The sequence below is a fragment of the Zhouia amylolytica AD3 genome, assembly GCF_000511935.2.
Classification (GTDB): Bacteria; Bacteroidota; Bacteroidia; order Flavobacteriales; family Flavobacteriaceae; genus Zhouia; species Zhouia amylolytica.
Map to the genome: position 1 here is coordinate 774521 of NZ_AYXY01000019.1, position 14502 is coordinate 789022.

Here is a 14502-nt window from a genome sequence, read left to right on the forward strand (position 1 = left end):
CCCAATCTAAAAAACATGAAAAAATTAATACTCTCTACAATTGCATTTTTATCTATTGTAAGTTGTGAGGATCGAGATGATAATGTTTATGTACCGGATAATAACCTTGAAATACAAGATTTTATTTGGAAAGGACTAAACTTGTGGTACTATTGGCAAGATGAAGTAAGCGACTTAGCTGATGATAGATTTTCTACAAATGAAGAGTATGCAAAATATTTAGACAATTATCCGGATCCCTTCAACTTGTTTGATGCGCTCTCCCATCCCGAAGATCGATTTAGCTATATCACTGATGACTATAACGACTTGTTAAACTCACAACAAGGTATTTTTAAAACCAATGGTGTCGAATTTGGTCTTAGCTATAAAAACGGTTCGTCGAATGAAATATTTGGATATGTCTGGTATATACTTCCTGGTACTGATGCTGAAGGTAAAAACATTAGCAGAGGAGATATTTTTACAGGAGTGGATGGGCAAACATTAACAGACACCAATTATTTCGAATTACTATTCGGATCAAACGATAGTTATACCCTGAATATGGCTGATTATGATAATGGTGCTTTTACCTCCAATGGTAATGAAATTACTTTAACAAAGATTGATAACTACACAGAAAATCCGATTTTCATATCAAAAACCATCGATTACAATAACCAAAAAATAGGTTATTTAATGTACAATGGATTTACCGCTCAATTTGATGATGAGCTTAATAATGCCTTTGCTCAATTTAAAGCTGATGGTATTATTGATTTAATACTCGACTTAAGATACAACCCTGGGGGTTCGGTAAATTCGTCTGCTAATTTAGCCAGTATGATTAGCTCGCAAAGTAGCAACGACCTGTTTATACGATTACGTTATAACAATAAAATTATGGCGGCTCTTGGAAACAGTGCGACAGACTATAAATTTAGAACATCTATTAACGGTGAAGCAATAAATGGACTCAACTTGAATAGAGTTTATGTTTTAACCACCGGAAGAACAGCTTCGGCCAGTGAATTAATCATTAACGGACTAGATCCATATATGGAAGTGATCCAGATAGGAACTACAACTGTAGGTAAAAATGAAGCATCCGTTGCACTTTTTGACTCGGAAAGCTATCAATATGATGATGACACTCTAAATCCTAATCACACATGGGGAATGCAACCCATTATATCTCGAAATGAAAATTCAGTTGGATTTTCAGATTATACGGATGGTTTCCAACCTGAAATTGAATTAAGAGAAGATTTAGATAATATGGGAGTTTTGGGAGATATAAACGAACCTCTTTTAGCAAGAGCACTTCAGGAGATTAGCGGAGTTGCAGCCAAAGCAATTCCACAAATAACAAGACCTGTAGAGAGTTTTAAAGACTCTAAAATAGTCAGACCTTTAAAAGACAATATGTTTATCGAGACTGAAAAAGTAAAACTGAAGAACTTCTAAAAACAAAAGAAAAGCCGCTCCCTCAAGCGGCTTTTTCTCCATTACAATCATTACAAAGTAATACTAAAACCTAACCTAACGTTTCTTCCTCGAGTATTATACCCTAATAACTCGGTATATTCTTCATTTAAGAGATTGTAGACTCCTGCGAAACATTTCACTTTTTTTGACAGCTGATGGCTGGCATAAAAGTCTACTAAACTAAAACTATCTAAAGTAACATTACTGAAAGTACTAAAATCAGTATCCAGTCGATCTCCGTTAAATTGATAACTTATCGAAGCAAATGTTTTATCAGAAATAGTATACCCCACTGTTGCATTTGCTTTGTGTTTAGGTATTCTGATTGCCACAACATCTTTACGCTCAGTGAACGCATAATTCGCTGAGATAGTTAATACTTCAACAGGGGTTGCAACAACCTCTACTTCTACTCCCTGAGCAGAAGATTTCTCAGATACATTATAGTATCCTTGATTGAAATCGTAAGCTATTAAATTTTCTTCATCCCTGTTGAAGTATAAAGCACTAACCCTAAATTTTTGTCCAAATTTAAATTCTGCTCCTCCTTCAATGGTTCTATCTTCTTCAGGTTTCAAGTCTGGATTTGGTCCATAAAATCCAAATAATTGCGATAACGAAGGTGCAATAAAAGATGTACTGTATGATCCGAAGAGTTTCAAATAGTTATCATCAAAGGTAAATACATAAGATGGATTTATATTGTAAGTAAAATGAGAACCATATTCGCTATGATTATTCCAACGAACACCAGAATTAATATTTAATCCAAATTCAGAAACATACACAACATTGGCATACGGATCTACTTTGGTTGCAGATTCTGCACTTTCAAAATCTGTCTCATCATCCACTATATTAACCCCCAATATCGTATACAAGGTCTTATTAAATGTGTTTTTTGTGTAAGCATCTACTACCCAGTTTTCGGCTATAAAACTTGAAGGATATGCTGAAATAAATTCCCGGTCATATTTACTGTAAGCTCCATTTATATTAACCGAACCTCCATTATATTGAATTTTAGATGTTAACCCGGTTCGGTATTGCTTACTATTAAACCAATTATTTGCATCAGTATAGGCCGCAGCATCATATGCAGATGCTATATCAGTATAATTCCCATAAACTCCAAAAGAAAATGAGTCACAAAAATCATAGCCAAACTTTGCATTAACAGCATATTTTGAAAATGGATCTATTTCTTTCGCCTGTTCAGCCGCAGCTGACATACCATTGGTGTTCTGCTGATTAAAACTTACAAGGTAATTTAATTTACCTCCGTTACCATTCAAAGTCACATCATTATGGAAATCCGCAAGATTATAGTTTTGATCATCATGCGTCTGATTAGTTCCGATACTTGAGTTGATATTTAATGCAACGGATTTTGCTGCGGCTTTTTTGGTTGTAATATTAATAACTGCTGTTGCAGCACCACTTCCATATAAGGTACTGGCCGCCCCTTTAATAATCTCAATAGATTCAACAGCACCTAAAGATAACATACGTAAATCATATTCACTCGCAGATTGAGATGCATCAGACACTTGTACGCCATCGATTATAACTAAAACCTGTCTGTTGGAACCACCTCTAACATAAGTACTTAAATTTTGTCCCGCGTTACTCCTACTTCCATTAATTTCGATTCCCGACTTGGTATTAATAAGCTCAGCTAATGTTTTACCCTGATTGCGCTCAATTTCCTGTTTATTAATTTTGATAACAGTTTTACCAGAATTCTCACGTTTTAATTCAAATCTTGAATCAGACACAACCACTTCTTCCAGTTGTTCCACATCGCTTTTTTTCTGTTGAGCCATAGCATACACACTCATCAATCCAAGTGTACAAACAGAAATAATTCTTTTATTCATTTTGTAATTACAGTAAATAGGGAAAAAGCATGAAGTATCCATACCCAAACCTTTATCCCGAAAGTTTGACAATTATTTATGGAATTTTGCAGGTCTCCTGACTTGCGTCTTGCTGTATACCTTCCCATTCTCCTGTAATCATTAATTTCCAAAACAGGTTGTCAAAACTAATTTGACATGAACAGTGGTTTTCAAAGATTTTACAACAAGCATCCTTATAAAAGGACTAAGCTTACAGTTGCGGGAACAGCTCTGGTTTTTCACCAGATTCCCTTTTAATTCTCCCCCCTGATAAGGGTTTGAAACAAAATTCTTGGACAAAGATAGAGTTAATTTATAAACCTGTTAACTTTTCCTTCAAAACTTTTTTGTAATTATTTTTTAAATACTTTTATCAAAAATTTCAGCATAAAATGATTTACTACATCACGGGAGGTGAACGCTCAGGAAAAAGTTCATACGCTCAAAATCTGGCACTTAGCCTTTCTAAAACTCCTAAATATCTTGCAACTTCACGTGTATGGGATGAAGATCATCAACAACGTATCCAAAGACATATAGAAGATCGGGATGAAAGATGGATTTCGGTTGAAGAGGAAAAATTTATTTCAAATGTCATTTTTGCAAATGATGTTGTTGTTGTGGATTGTGTAACGCTCTGGCTAACGAATTTCTATATGGATACAAAACATGACAGGGATGAAAGTTTGAAGTTAGCAAAGGAAGAATTTACTAAGATTCTTGAAATCCCAGCAACTATTATTATCATTTCTAATGAAATTGGTATGGGACTGCATGCAGACACACATATGGGCAGGAAATTTACAGAATTACAGGGCTGGATGAATCAACATATAGCAAAACATGCCGACAAGGCTACTTTTATGGTTTCTGGATTACCAATTACTTTAAAATAATTAACGAATGAAATTTACTATATCACCCTTACTAAATAATAACCTAAAGGAAAAACTTCAATATAAAATAGATAATAAAACCAAACCAATTGGTGCTTTAGGTGTTTTAGAGAAGGTTGCCTTACAAATTGGAACCATACAAGAGACCTTGGAACCAAAAATCAAAAATCCGACCATTTTAGTCTTTGCTGGAGACCACGGTATTGCACAAGAAGGCATAGTAAACCCCTATCCTCAAGAAGTTACCACGCAAATGGTTTATAATTTTCTTCAAGGAGGAGCTGCTATTAACGTTTTTAGCGAAACCAATAACATTGATCTTCAGATCATTGATGCAGGTGTCAATTATAATTTTGAAAAGAACCTGCCACTTATTCATGCAAAAATTGATTTTGGGACTAAAAATTATCGTCTGGAACCTGCTATGAATAATGAACAATGTTTAAAAGCAATCAAAAAAGGAGCTGAACTGGTAGAAGATCGCAGTAAAAATGAGGTAAATACTATTGGTTTTGGTGAAATGGGAATTGGAAATACTTCCTCTGCTGCATTATTAATGCATTATATCACAAATGAACCAATTGAAAATTGTGTTGGGGCCGGTACTGGGCTTAATGCGGAAGGTATTCAAAACAAAACTAAAGTACTTTCTGAAGTATTAAAAAAGCACCACCCAAATAATCCTTTAGAAGCACTGGCCACCTTTGGAGGCTATGAAATTGCAATGATTGTTGGAGCTATATTAAAAGCAGCTGAGCATAAAATGACCATCATTATCGATGGCTTTATAGTCACCTCTGCTCTTCTTATTGCAATTGAAATTAATAAGAATGTAATTGACTATTGCATTTTTGCGCATAGCTCTAATGAGCAAGGACATCAAAAAATGCTTGAGTACCTAAATGTTAAACCATTACTGAACTTCAATATGCGATTAGGAGAGGGTACGGGGGCTGCTATGGCTGTACCTGTGTTAAGAGCATCTACAGATTTTTTAAATCATATGGCCAGTTTTGAAAGTGCTGGGGTAAGTACCAAATCAGAATAACTATGTTGAAGAAAGAGCTACATATTTTTCTAACCGCCATCATGTTCTTTACAAGAATCCCTTGTCCGAATTGGGTCGATCACAACCCTGATTACCTCTCAAAAAGTTCAAAATATTTTTCTTTAGTGGGTATAATTGTTGGTAGTTTTGGCGCATTGGCTTTCTATGGAAGCTTATATCTACTTCCTCTAGAAATCGCAATACTGCTTTCTATGGCAGCTACCATATATACTACCGGGGCCTTTCATGAAGATGGTTTTGCTGATGTATGTGACGGATTAGGTGGCGGATGGACAAAAGAAAAGATACTTTCAATTATGAAAGATTCAAGATTGGGGACGTACGGAGCGGTAGGTCTTATTTTAATACTGACTATCAAGTTTTTTGCTTTAAAAAGCAGCCCTACTTCCTTAATTCCGATATTACTAATTTCAGGACATAGCCTGAGTAGATTCATGGCCACAACTTTAATATATACTCACCCATATGTCCGAGATGATATAAATAGCAAGGCAAAACCAGCGGCTAAGAGTATAAATATGAAAATGATTGTCATTAGCGGACTTTTTGGCATCGCTCCTCTTTTTTTATTTTTCTCACCCTGGGTTTTTATATCCATCATTCCCGTTTATTTAGCCAAAATGTATTTAGGAAAAAAGTTCATGAAATGGCTAGGTGGACATACAGGTGATTGCGCTGGAGCAATCCAACAACTTTGTGAAGTTGTTTTTTATCTTAGTATCCTTATTATATGGAAATATATTTAATCAGACATACGACACCCAAAATTGAAAAAGGAACTTGTTATGGACAAGCAGATATTGATTTGGATGAAAATTATCTTACTGAATTAAAAAAAATTAAAGACCAATTACCCAAAAACTATAAATCATTTAAACTTTATACAAGTCCTTTAAAGCGTTGTAGCATATTAGCCGAAGATCTAATGCAACCAATCATTCTGGAAAACAGATTAAAAGAACTCAATTTTGGTACGTGGGAATTAAAAAAATGGAACGATATTGAAAACAATGAATTAAATCCATGGATGGATGATTTTGTCAATGTAAAGGTTCCCAATGGAGAATCGTATATCGACTTACAAAGAAGAAGCCTGGAATTTCTGGAAGAACTTTTAAGCTCAAAAAAAAATAGTATAGTTGTTAGTCATGCCGGGGTAATAAGAGTAATTCTGTCACATATAAATCAAATTCCACTTGAGGATTCCTTCAAAATTAAAATCGATTATGGGGCTGTTTTTAAAATAATTTATGCCCAAAACAGATTAGAAATTAATTGAAATCATGCATAAATAGATAGATTGAATTGTACCAATATTCATTCATTTTCAAAAAAATTAACGAAGTTTGGTTCATAAAAAATTAATATTCAATATATTATAAATAAACTCATATAAGAGATGTTTCAGTATAAATACTTCTTTACTTGCCTGATCTTAATGCTTGCATTTACAGGCTGTAAAGAAAAAAAATCTTCCTCATCGAAGGGAGTTCGTAATTCGGATGTTGAATTGGTCGATATTGAATACGCAAAAGGATTTACTATTAGCAAAAATAGTCAGTACACTACAATTGATGTTCTGGGACCTTGGCCTAACAGTGAGGAGTCTTTTAAATATGTCCTGATTCCAAAAGGAGCTAATGCCCCCCAAATAGATTATGATGCTTTAATAGAGGTTCCGATTGATAAAATTGTGGTGACTTCAACTACGCATATACCCGCCCTGGAAGCCCTCAATGAAATTGATAAGTTAGTAGGTTTTCCTGACACTAAATACGTATCATCGGAGGCAGCAAGAAAACGAATCGATAATGGGGAAATAATAGAATTAGGGATGAATGAATCGATCAATACAGAGATATTAATTGATATGAAACCTGATGTAGTTGTAGGCTTTTCTATAAATAGTCAAAATAAAACTTACGATGCAATTCAACGTTCAGGAATCTCTGTTGCCTATAATGGAGACTGGGCAGAAGAAACACCTTTGGGAAAAGCAGAATGGATCAAGTTTTTCGCTCCGTTTTTCGGCAAAGAAAAATTAGCTGACTCAATCTTCAATAGTATTGAAAAAGAATATCAAAGAGTAAAGGATATTGCTAAAAAATCTAAATCACGTCCTACTGTTTTTAGTGGGGCAATGTTTAAAGACGTTTGGTATATGCCTACAGGTGAAAGCTGGGCAGGGCAATTCTTAAAAGATGCAAATGCCAACTATCTTTGGAAAGAGACCAAAGGTACTGGTAGTTTGGCTCTTAATTTTGAAAGCGTTTTAGAAAAGGCTAAAAATGCTGATGTTTGGTTAGGATCATCACAATTTACATCGTATGCCGAGTTAGATGATTCGAATCCTCACTACAGCCTATTTGATGCCTATAAAAACAAAAACATTTATACCTTTAGTCTTACCAAAGGGGCTACAGGAGGAATTTTATACTACGAACTGGCTCCAAACCGCCCGGATGTAGTTTTAAAAGATATTATTCATATTTTACATCCTGAACTTTTACCAAACCACAAATTGTTTTTCTTTAAACCCTTAGAATAATTGAAAAGCGCCAAAGCATATCGTATTTCTTTTTTTATTTTAGTTTTCATACTGATACTGTGCCTGCTTGCTAATATCAGTATGGGATCTGTATCTATCCCTGTTAAAGCCATATTTTCGTCTTTAATTAATGGTGAAGTAGAAAAGGAATCCTGGAAATATATTATACTGAATTACAGAATCCCCAAAGCTCTTACAGCTATTTTGGTTGGAAGCGGACTTTCTGTTAGTGGTTTATTAATGCAAACATTGTTTAGAAATCCATTGGCAGGTCCTTTTGTTTTAGGTATAAGTTCTGGGGCAAGTTTAGGTGTAGCTATACTTATAATGGGAACCTCAGTATTTGGAACAGTCTTTTCAATGAGTTTAATTAGCAGTACCGGAATTGCAGTGGCAGCAAGCCTGGGAAGCTTTTTAGTACTTATGGCGGTTCTCATAGTTGCCAACAAGGTTAGAGATACGATGGCGTTATTAATAATCGGGTTGATGTTTGGCAGTATAACTACCGCAATCGTAAGCGTCCTGGCCTATTTCAGTAATACGGAAAAACTTCAACAATATATTTTTTGGTCATTTGGAAGTCTGGGGAACCTAAGCTGGAATCAGCTTTTGATTTTCTCAATTATATCTGTTCTCGGGATTGGTTTAAGCATCTTATCACTTAAAAACCTCAATTCCTTACTTTTAGGAGAAAACTACGCCAGAAGTCTCGGAATGAACTTAAAAAAATCGAGATTTACTATTATTATTGCCACGAGTATACTGGCAGGTAGTGTTACCGCATTTGCAGGTCCAATTGCATTTATAGGTCTTGCAGTTCCGCATTTAACAAAGCAAATTTTTATTACAAACAATCATAAAGTTCTCGTTCCAGCCGTAATTTTGTACGGTGCCATATTAATGTTAATATGTGACACCATAGCACAATTACCTCATAGTGAATATTCATTACCAATTAATGCGATTACATCAATTATTGGAGCTCCGGTAGTTATATGGTTGTTAGTCAGGAAAAAGAAAATGGTGTTTTAATTAAATATTTCATTATCAAAAAGAATCTTCAACATAGCGTTTTGAAAGTCAAGGACCTCTCCGTGGGTTACAGTGTAAGAGGCAAAGATCTTATAATTGCTAAAGACATAAACTTTTCACTTCAACCCGGGGAGCTTATTGGCATTGTTGGAGCTAACGGTGTTGGTAAATCCACACTCCTGAGAACCCTTGCTAAAATTCAGCCAAAACTTAATGGAGAAATCGAAATCAATGGAAAAAATATTCTAAAATATAAACCACTGGAATTAGCTTCGGAGTTAAGTTTGGTACTAACGGAAAAAATCCCTTCCAAAAATATAACTGTAATAGAATTAATAGCGTTGGGAAGACAACCTTACACGAATTGGATCGGAGCACTCAATAAAAACGATATTCGAAAAATTAAGGAAGCTATAGCCCTTGTAAATTTACAGGAACTTGAAAATAAAAAGTGTTACGAATTAAGCGATGGTCAACTTCAAAAAGTAATGATTTCCAGAGCACTGGCACAAGACACCTCTTTAATTATTTTAGACGAACCCACTACACATCTCGACATCTATCACAAGGCCTATATTTTAAAAATTTTGAAGAAAATTGCCTTTGAAACAGGTAAGACCATTCTTTTTTCCTCACATGAAATTGACCTTGCCATTCAACTTTGTGACAAGATGCTGGTGATGTCCAAAAATAAAACAACATTTGGAGATCCTTGCTCATTGATTGAAGAGGGAAAGTTCAATGAATTATTCCCAAAAGATTTAATTGAATTTGACACCAAAACAGGAAGCTTTAGAGTTAACCAATAATACAATTGCTACCTTAAAGACTCCAGACTTAATACACAAGAATCCTTTAATTCTTGCAAAAACATCGCAGAACTCCTTATTTCTAAAAAGACTTTTATTTTATAAACTTTAATAAAGCGTAAACAGGGAAATGATCAGAAGGGTATTTACAGTTCCTTGAATCACTGAATATTGCACTTTTTAAAACACTTAATTTATCTGAAACAAAAATAAAATCGATTCGCTTGTCTACCGGATTTTCAAATTTAAAACCATTAAAGGTTCCTTTCGGACCAAATGAATATTCACCGGCCGCAACGTAAGTATCCTTCATAACTGTGGTAATATATTGTATCCCTTGGTCATTTTCTTCGAGATTGAAATCACCCATCAAAACAACAGGAAGATTGTCCGTTTTCGCTTCCTTGATTTTCTTTAGAATCAATTTAGCACTCTCCACCCTTGCCAGATCACCTATATGATCAAAATGTGTATTGAAAACAATAAATTTTTCACCAGAGGCTTTAAACTCAAACATTGCGTATGTACAAATTCTGTTAAGTGCGGCATCCCATCCTTTTGAAGGTATCTGCGGCGTTTCAGAGAGCCAGAAGGTGTTATGTTTCAATAGGTTAATCCTGTCTGTATTATAAAAAATTGCAGTATGCTCTCCCCTCTTATCTCCATGATCTCTGCCAATACCTACAAATTTATAATGTTGAAGATTTTTATCTATTTCTTGCAATTGGTTAATCAATCCCTCTTGAGTTCCAAAAATATCCGGTTCATTAAATCTCAATTGAGAAATTAAAAAATCCTTCCTGTCATTCCAATTATTCTCAGTATCATTCGGATTATCGTATTTAATATTATAGGAAAGCACACTCAAATTTTGGGCAGGTACTCCTAAGGTGGTGAATAACAATAAAACGTAAAATATATTTTTAAACATAATGACAATATTTATGGAACCACAAGATATAACATTCGAATCAATCAATTGGTTATTTTCAAATTAGTATCTAAGGAACATTGATTATCGCAGTATTAATAAAGTTGTATGATGTATATTTGAACTAAAAGAACTATCAAATGTCAGAAAATTTACTTCTTATCATTATAGCCTTAATTTTTGGCGCCATTGGTATATTTTTAGGTATTTATATTCAAAAACTAAAATCCAGGTCCGAAGAAAGCTCAGCATTAGAGCGTGAAAATCAATTAAAAAATTCTGTTGAAGAACTGCGTTCAGTTATTGTTTCAGAAAAAGAGGCCTATAAAGAATTGCAAAAAGAACGAGAAAGCATCTTTATTCAATTGACCAAAAAGGAGGCAGATTTTGAAAACTTAAAACAAAAGAATTTAGAATACAAGGAAGAAGTAGAACAGCTACAGGAAAAATTCACAAAAGATTTTCAAATTCTGGCCAACAAGATACTTGAAGAAAAGTCGGAGAAATTCACACTTCAAAACAAAGAAAACATAAAGAATATTTTAAATCCGCTTCAGGAAAAAATTCAACTTTTTGAAAAGCGCGTAGAGGATAGTAATAAAGAGAGTATTACTCGTCATTCTGCCCTTCAGGAACAGCTTAAAAACCTTAGAGAATTAAATCAACAGATAACCAAAGAGGCCTCTAATCTTACTAAAGCTCTTAAGGGCGATACCAAAATGCAGGGGAATTGGGGAGAATTGGTTTTAGAACGCGTATTAGAGAAGTCAGGTTTAGAAAAAGGTAGTGAATATACGGTTCAAAATAGTTTTACCACTGAAGACGGGAAACGTGTTTTACCAGATGTAATTATAAATCTTCCAGACAATAAGAAAATGATTGTCGATTCTAAGGTATCTCTAATTGCTTATGAACGTTTTGTTAATGAAGAAGACGAATTATTAAAGCCTGGATTACTTAAAGAACATGTGAATTCAATAAAAAAACATGTCGATCAACTTAGCGCCAAGAACTATCATGATCTCTATAAGATAGAGAGTCCTGATTTTGTATTGTTATTTATACCAATGGAACCTGCTTTTGCGATTGCTTCTCAGGAAGAGCCTCAACTATATAACACTGCCTTTGAAAAGAATATTGTTATTGTTACTCCATCGACGCTTTTAGCAACTTTAAGGACTATTGACAGTATGTGGCAAAATGATAAGCAACATAAGAATGCATTAGACATTGCCATTCAGGCAGGTAGATTATATGACCAGTTTAAAAACTTGCTAGATGATCTGGAAAAGGTTGGTAAACAATTACAGACCGTTCAAAACACATATTCTTCATCCATGACCAAACTTACGGGCAGAGGAAACCTATTGACCCGTATTGAGAAATTAAAAAAGTTAGGAGCCAAAGCAAGTAAACAAATCGATCAAAAATGGTTAAATAGAGCAAACCATGATGATGAACTTATTGATTAATCCAACTCATTACTAAAACATCAGTCCCAAATGAAAAAGTTTTTAAGAATTTTCTTGTTATCTATAGTTCTCCTAAGTACGCTATACCTCGTCTTTATTTACTTTGTTCCCTATAGTGAAGGTGTTCGCTCTGGAGAGCTTATTAAAATTAGTCATAAAGGTGTCATCTTTAAAACTTGGGAAGGAGAGTTAAGCCAGGGAATTTCCGGAGCTCAAATATTTAAATTTTCTGTTGAAGACAGCAGAAAAGATGTTTTAAAGAAACTGGAGTCATACCAGGGTCACTATGTAAAAGTTAGCTATAAAGAACGATTCACTAAATTAATTTGGTTGGGCGATACAAAATATTTCATTACAGACGTAACAAAAGAAGTGTCTCCCCATAAGCAGAATTAAAATGAACAAAGAACATAAAACCGTATCGGAGTCCCAAGTTACCATTTCGGAGTTAATGCTCCCGTCTCATACAAATTTTAGTGGCAAAATCCACGGGGGCTATATCCTTTCCTTACTTGATCAAATTGCTTTTGCATGCGCCTCAAAACATTCGGAAACTTACTGCGTAACTGCATCTGTTGATACGGTAGACTTTCTACAACCCATTGAAGTTGGTGAATTGGTTACTATGAAAGCCTCTGTTAATTATGTGGGAAACACATCTATTGTTGTTGGTATTCGTGTTGAAGCCGAAAATATTCAATCCGGAAAAGTTAAACATTGTAATTCATCTTATTTTACAATGGTTGCTAAAGATAAGGATGGCACAAATGCTAAAGTTCCCGGACTCATTATTAAATCTGAAAATGAACTCAGGCGTTTTTTTAAAAGCATCAAACGCATTGAATTACGTCGTGAACGAATAGATTATTCGGATCATGTCAAATACAATGCAAAAGATATGTTACACGAATTAGAAGAATATAACATTAAAATCGACATATAACACGATATTTAAGTATATCGTCTTATAAAGCGATATTTGCATATATCAATATTTTAAACGATATTTGAGTTATGACAAGTGTTATCACAGGCGATATTATCAATTCCAGGCAATCAGAAGATCCAAAAGTTTGGTTAGAGGTCTTAAAGAAATCGCTAGCTAAGATTACTGAAAATGATCGATATTGGGAAATATTCAGAGGAGATAGTTTTCAGGTTGAAATACAGGATTTCTACAATGCCTTTAAAATAGCAGTACTGCTAAAGGCAGCTATTCGATCTATTAAGGGTTTAGATGTTCGATTAGCCATTGGTGTCGGAGAAAAAACTGGTGAAGCAAGAACAATTTCTGAAGCCACTGGTGATGCATTCATATATTCTGGAGAACGTTTTGAACGCCTTAAAAGAGATAAGGTAAATTTGGCTATTAAAACCAAAAATAACCAAATAGATACCGAACTCAATCTTTATTTTAAACTATTGTTACTCACTATGGATAACTGGACTGCCAACTCTGCTGAAATAGTTAAAATAACACTGGAAAATCCATTCCTATCTCAAAAAGAACTCGGTAATATTATAGGAATTAAGCAAAACACAGTGAGTGAACGTCAGAAAAGAGCCAATTTAGATGAAATATTAGATGTAGATAAAATGTATCGGCAAAAAATCGATCAATTGCAACACCCTAAATAAAAAATGGAACTATTACTACGCCTACTTATAGCCCATCTCATAGGAGACTTCCTTCTACAACCTAAAAATTGGGTTCAAAGCAAAGAAAAAAAGAAACTTCGATCAAAAAAACTTTATTTACACGTCATTATTCACGTAGCATTAAGTTTTATCTTGCTTTGGAATACAGAACAGTGGTATATTCCCTTAATAATTGGTATTTCGCATTTTATTATTGACGGAGCCAAAGTAATGATCCAAAGAAAAAAAACGAAACGTCTGTTATTTTTTATTGATCAGCTATTGCATTTAGCTGTGATCATGGCCATAGTGTTAATAACCTCTACAGTACAATTTAATTTTAAGCTCAGTAATGAATTTTTATTCCTGATTGCCTCGATTATTTTTTTAACCATGCCAAGTTCAATAATGATTAAAATGTTAATCTCTGTTTATACCCCAAAAACTGAAATGAAGCATAACGGCTCTTTGCAAAATGCAGGTATGTATATTGGCATGCTCGAACGACTTCTTGTATTTGTATTTATAGCAACAAATCATTGGGAGGGCGTTGGTTTTTTAATCGCCGCCAAATCAATATTCAGATTTAACGATCTAACACAATCAAAAGACAGAAAGCTAACAGAGTACATTCTAATAGGAACCCTTCTTAGTTTCGGAGTTGCTATTTTAACAGGTATATGTTTCCAGTACATCCATTAAAAAAAGGGTTGCTTTATAGCAACCCTTTTCTATT

15 protein-coding genes and 1 riboswitch are annotated in these 14502 nt (G+C 34.3%); of the genes, 13 read left to right on the forward strand and 2 right to left on the reverse strand.

What is annotated here, in order from left to right; all coding sequences use genetic code 11:
* Positions 1–15 precede the first annotated feature (15 nt).
* Positions 16–1449 (forward strand): S41 family peptidase, encoded by a 1434-nt coding sequence (locus P278_RS08060; protein WP_038264737.1) that lies wholly within the window; start codon positions 16–18, stop codon positions 1447–1449.
* 50 nt (positions 1450–1499) lie between these two features.
* On the opposite strand, the gene P278_RS08065 is transcribed toward P278_RS08060, so the two are convergent.
* Positions 1500–3350, reverse strand: a complete 1851-nt coding sequence (locus tag P278_RS08065) for a TonB-dependent receptor plug domain-containing protein (RefSeq protein ID WP_038264739.1) — start codon at positions 3348–3350, stop codon at positions 1500–1502.
* Between the two features lie 70 nt (positions 3351–3420).
* Positions 3421–3675: riboswitch (cobalamin riboswitch) on the reverse strand.
* A gap of 88 nt (positions 3676–3763) precedes the next feature.
* Here P278_RS08065 and P278_RS08070 point away from each other — a divergent pair.
* From P278_RS08070 to P278_RS08100, 7 genes are all read left to right on the forward strand, one after another.
* The gene (locus P278_RS08070) at positions 3764–4267 is read left to right on the forward strand and encodes a bifunctional adenosylcobinamide kinase/adenosylcobinamide-phosphate guanylyltransferase (RefSeq protein WP_038264741.1); all 504 of its coding nucleotides are present in this window, start codon (positions 3764–3766) and stop codon (positions 4265–4267) included.
* A gap of 7 nt (positions 4268–4274) precedes the next feature.
* Positions 4275–5315, forward strand: a complete 1041-nt coding sequence (cobT, locus tag P278_RS08075) for a nicotinate-nucleotide--dimethylbenzimidazole phosphoribosyltransferase (protein ID WP_038264742.1) — start codon at positions 4275–4277, stop codon at positions 5313–5315.
* A 2-nt stretch (positions 5316–5317) separates the two neighbouring features.
* Positions 5318–6082 carry an adenosylcobinamide-GDP ribazoletransferase gene (locus P278_RS08080; protein ID WP_316930408.1) on the forward strand — a complete coding sequence of 255 codons (765 nt, stop codon included), beginning with the start codon at positions 5318–5320 and terminating at the stop codon, positions 6080–6082.
* A complete protein-coding gene (cobC, locus tag P278_RS08085; protein WP_038264744.1) occupies positions 6067–6615 on the forward strand; it encodes an alpha-ribazole phosphatase in 549 nt (182 codons plus the stop codon). Before P278_RS08080 ends, cobC begins: the two co-directional genes overlap by 16 nt.
* 120 nt (positions 6616–6735) lie before the next feature.
* Positions 6736–7884 (forward strand): ABC transporter substrate-binding protein, encoded by a 1149-nt coding sequence (locus P278_RS08090; RefSeq protein ID WP_038264747.1) that lies wholly within the window; start codon positions 6736–6738, stop codon positions 7882–7884.
* Positions 7885–8916 (forward strand): FecCD family ABC transporter permease, encoded by a 1032-nt coding sequence (locus tag P278_RS08095; protein WP_038264748.1) that lies wholly within the window; start codon positions 7885–7887, stop codon positions 8914–8916.
* A 14-nt stretch (positions 8917–8930) separates the two neighbouring features.
* A complete protein-coding gene (locus P278_RS08100; RefSeq protein WP_038265507.1) occupies positions 8931–9725 on the forward strand; it encodes an ABC transporter ATP-binding protein in 795 nt (264 codons plus the stop codon).
* A gap of 94 nt (positions 9726–9819) precedes the next feature.
* Here P278_RS08100 and P278_RS08105 read toward each other — a convergent pair whose 3' ends face one another.
* Complete coding sequence (locus tag P278_RS08105) at positions 9820–10656, reverse strand: endonuclease/exonuclease/phosphatase family protein (protein WP_038264750.1); 837 nt, start codon at positions 10654–10656, stop codon at positions 9820–9822.
* 140 nt (positions 10657–10796) lie between these two features.
* Between P278_RS08105 and rmuC the strand changes: the two genes are divergently transcribed.
* The 5 genes from rmuC (at position 10797) to P278_RS08130 (ending at position 14468) form a co-directional block, all read left to right on the forward strand.
* Entirely contained in the window at positions 10797–12128 is a 1332-nt protein-coding gene (rmuC, locus tag P278_RS08110; protein WP_038264752.1) for a DNA recombination protein RmuC, read from the forward strand.
* Positions 12129–12158: 30 nt separating this feature from the next.
* Positions 12159–12524 carry a hypothetical protein gene (locus P278_RS08115; RefSeq protein ID WP_038264754.1) on the forward strand — a complete coding sequence of 122 codons (366 nt, stop codon included), beginning with the start codon at positions 12159–12161 and terminating at the stop codon, positions 12522–12524.
* Position 12525: 1 nt separating this feature from the next.
* The gene (locus P278_RS08120) at positions 12526–13071 is read left to right on the forward strand and encodes an acyl-CoA thioesterase (protein WP_038264755.1); all 546 of its coding nucleotides are present in this window, start codon (positions 12526–12528) and stop codon (positions 13069–13071) included.
* A gap of 71 nt (positions 13072–13142) precedes the next feature.
* Complete coding sequence (locus P278_RS08125) at positions 13143–13766, forward strand: SatD family protein (RefSeq protein WP_038264756.1); 624 nt, start codon at positions 13143–13145, stop codon at positions 13764–13766.
* A 3-nt stretch (positions 13767–13769) separates the two neighbouring features.
* Positions 13770–14468: a DUF3307 domain-containing protein gene (locus tag P278_RS08130; protein WP_038264759.1), complete on the forward strand. Its 699-nt coding sequence runs from the start codon at positions 13770–13772 to the stop codon at positions 14466–14468.
* Positions 14469–14502 lie beyond the last annotated feature (34 nt).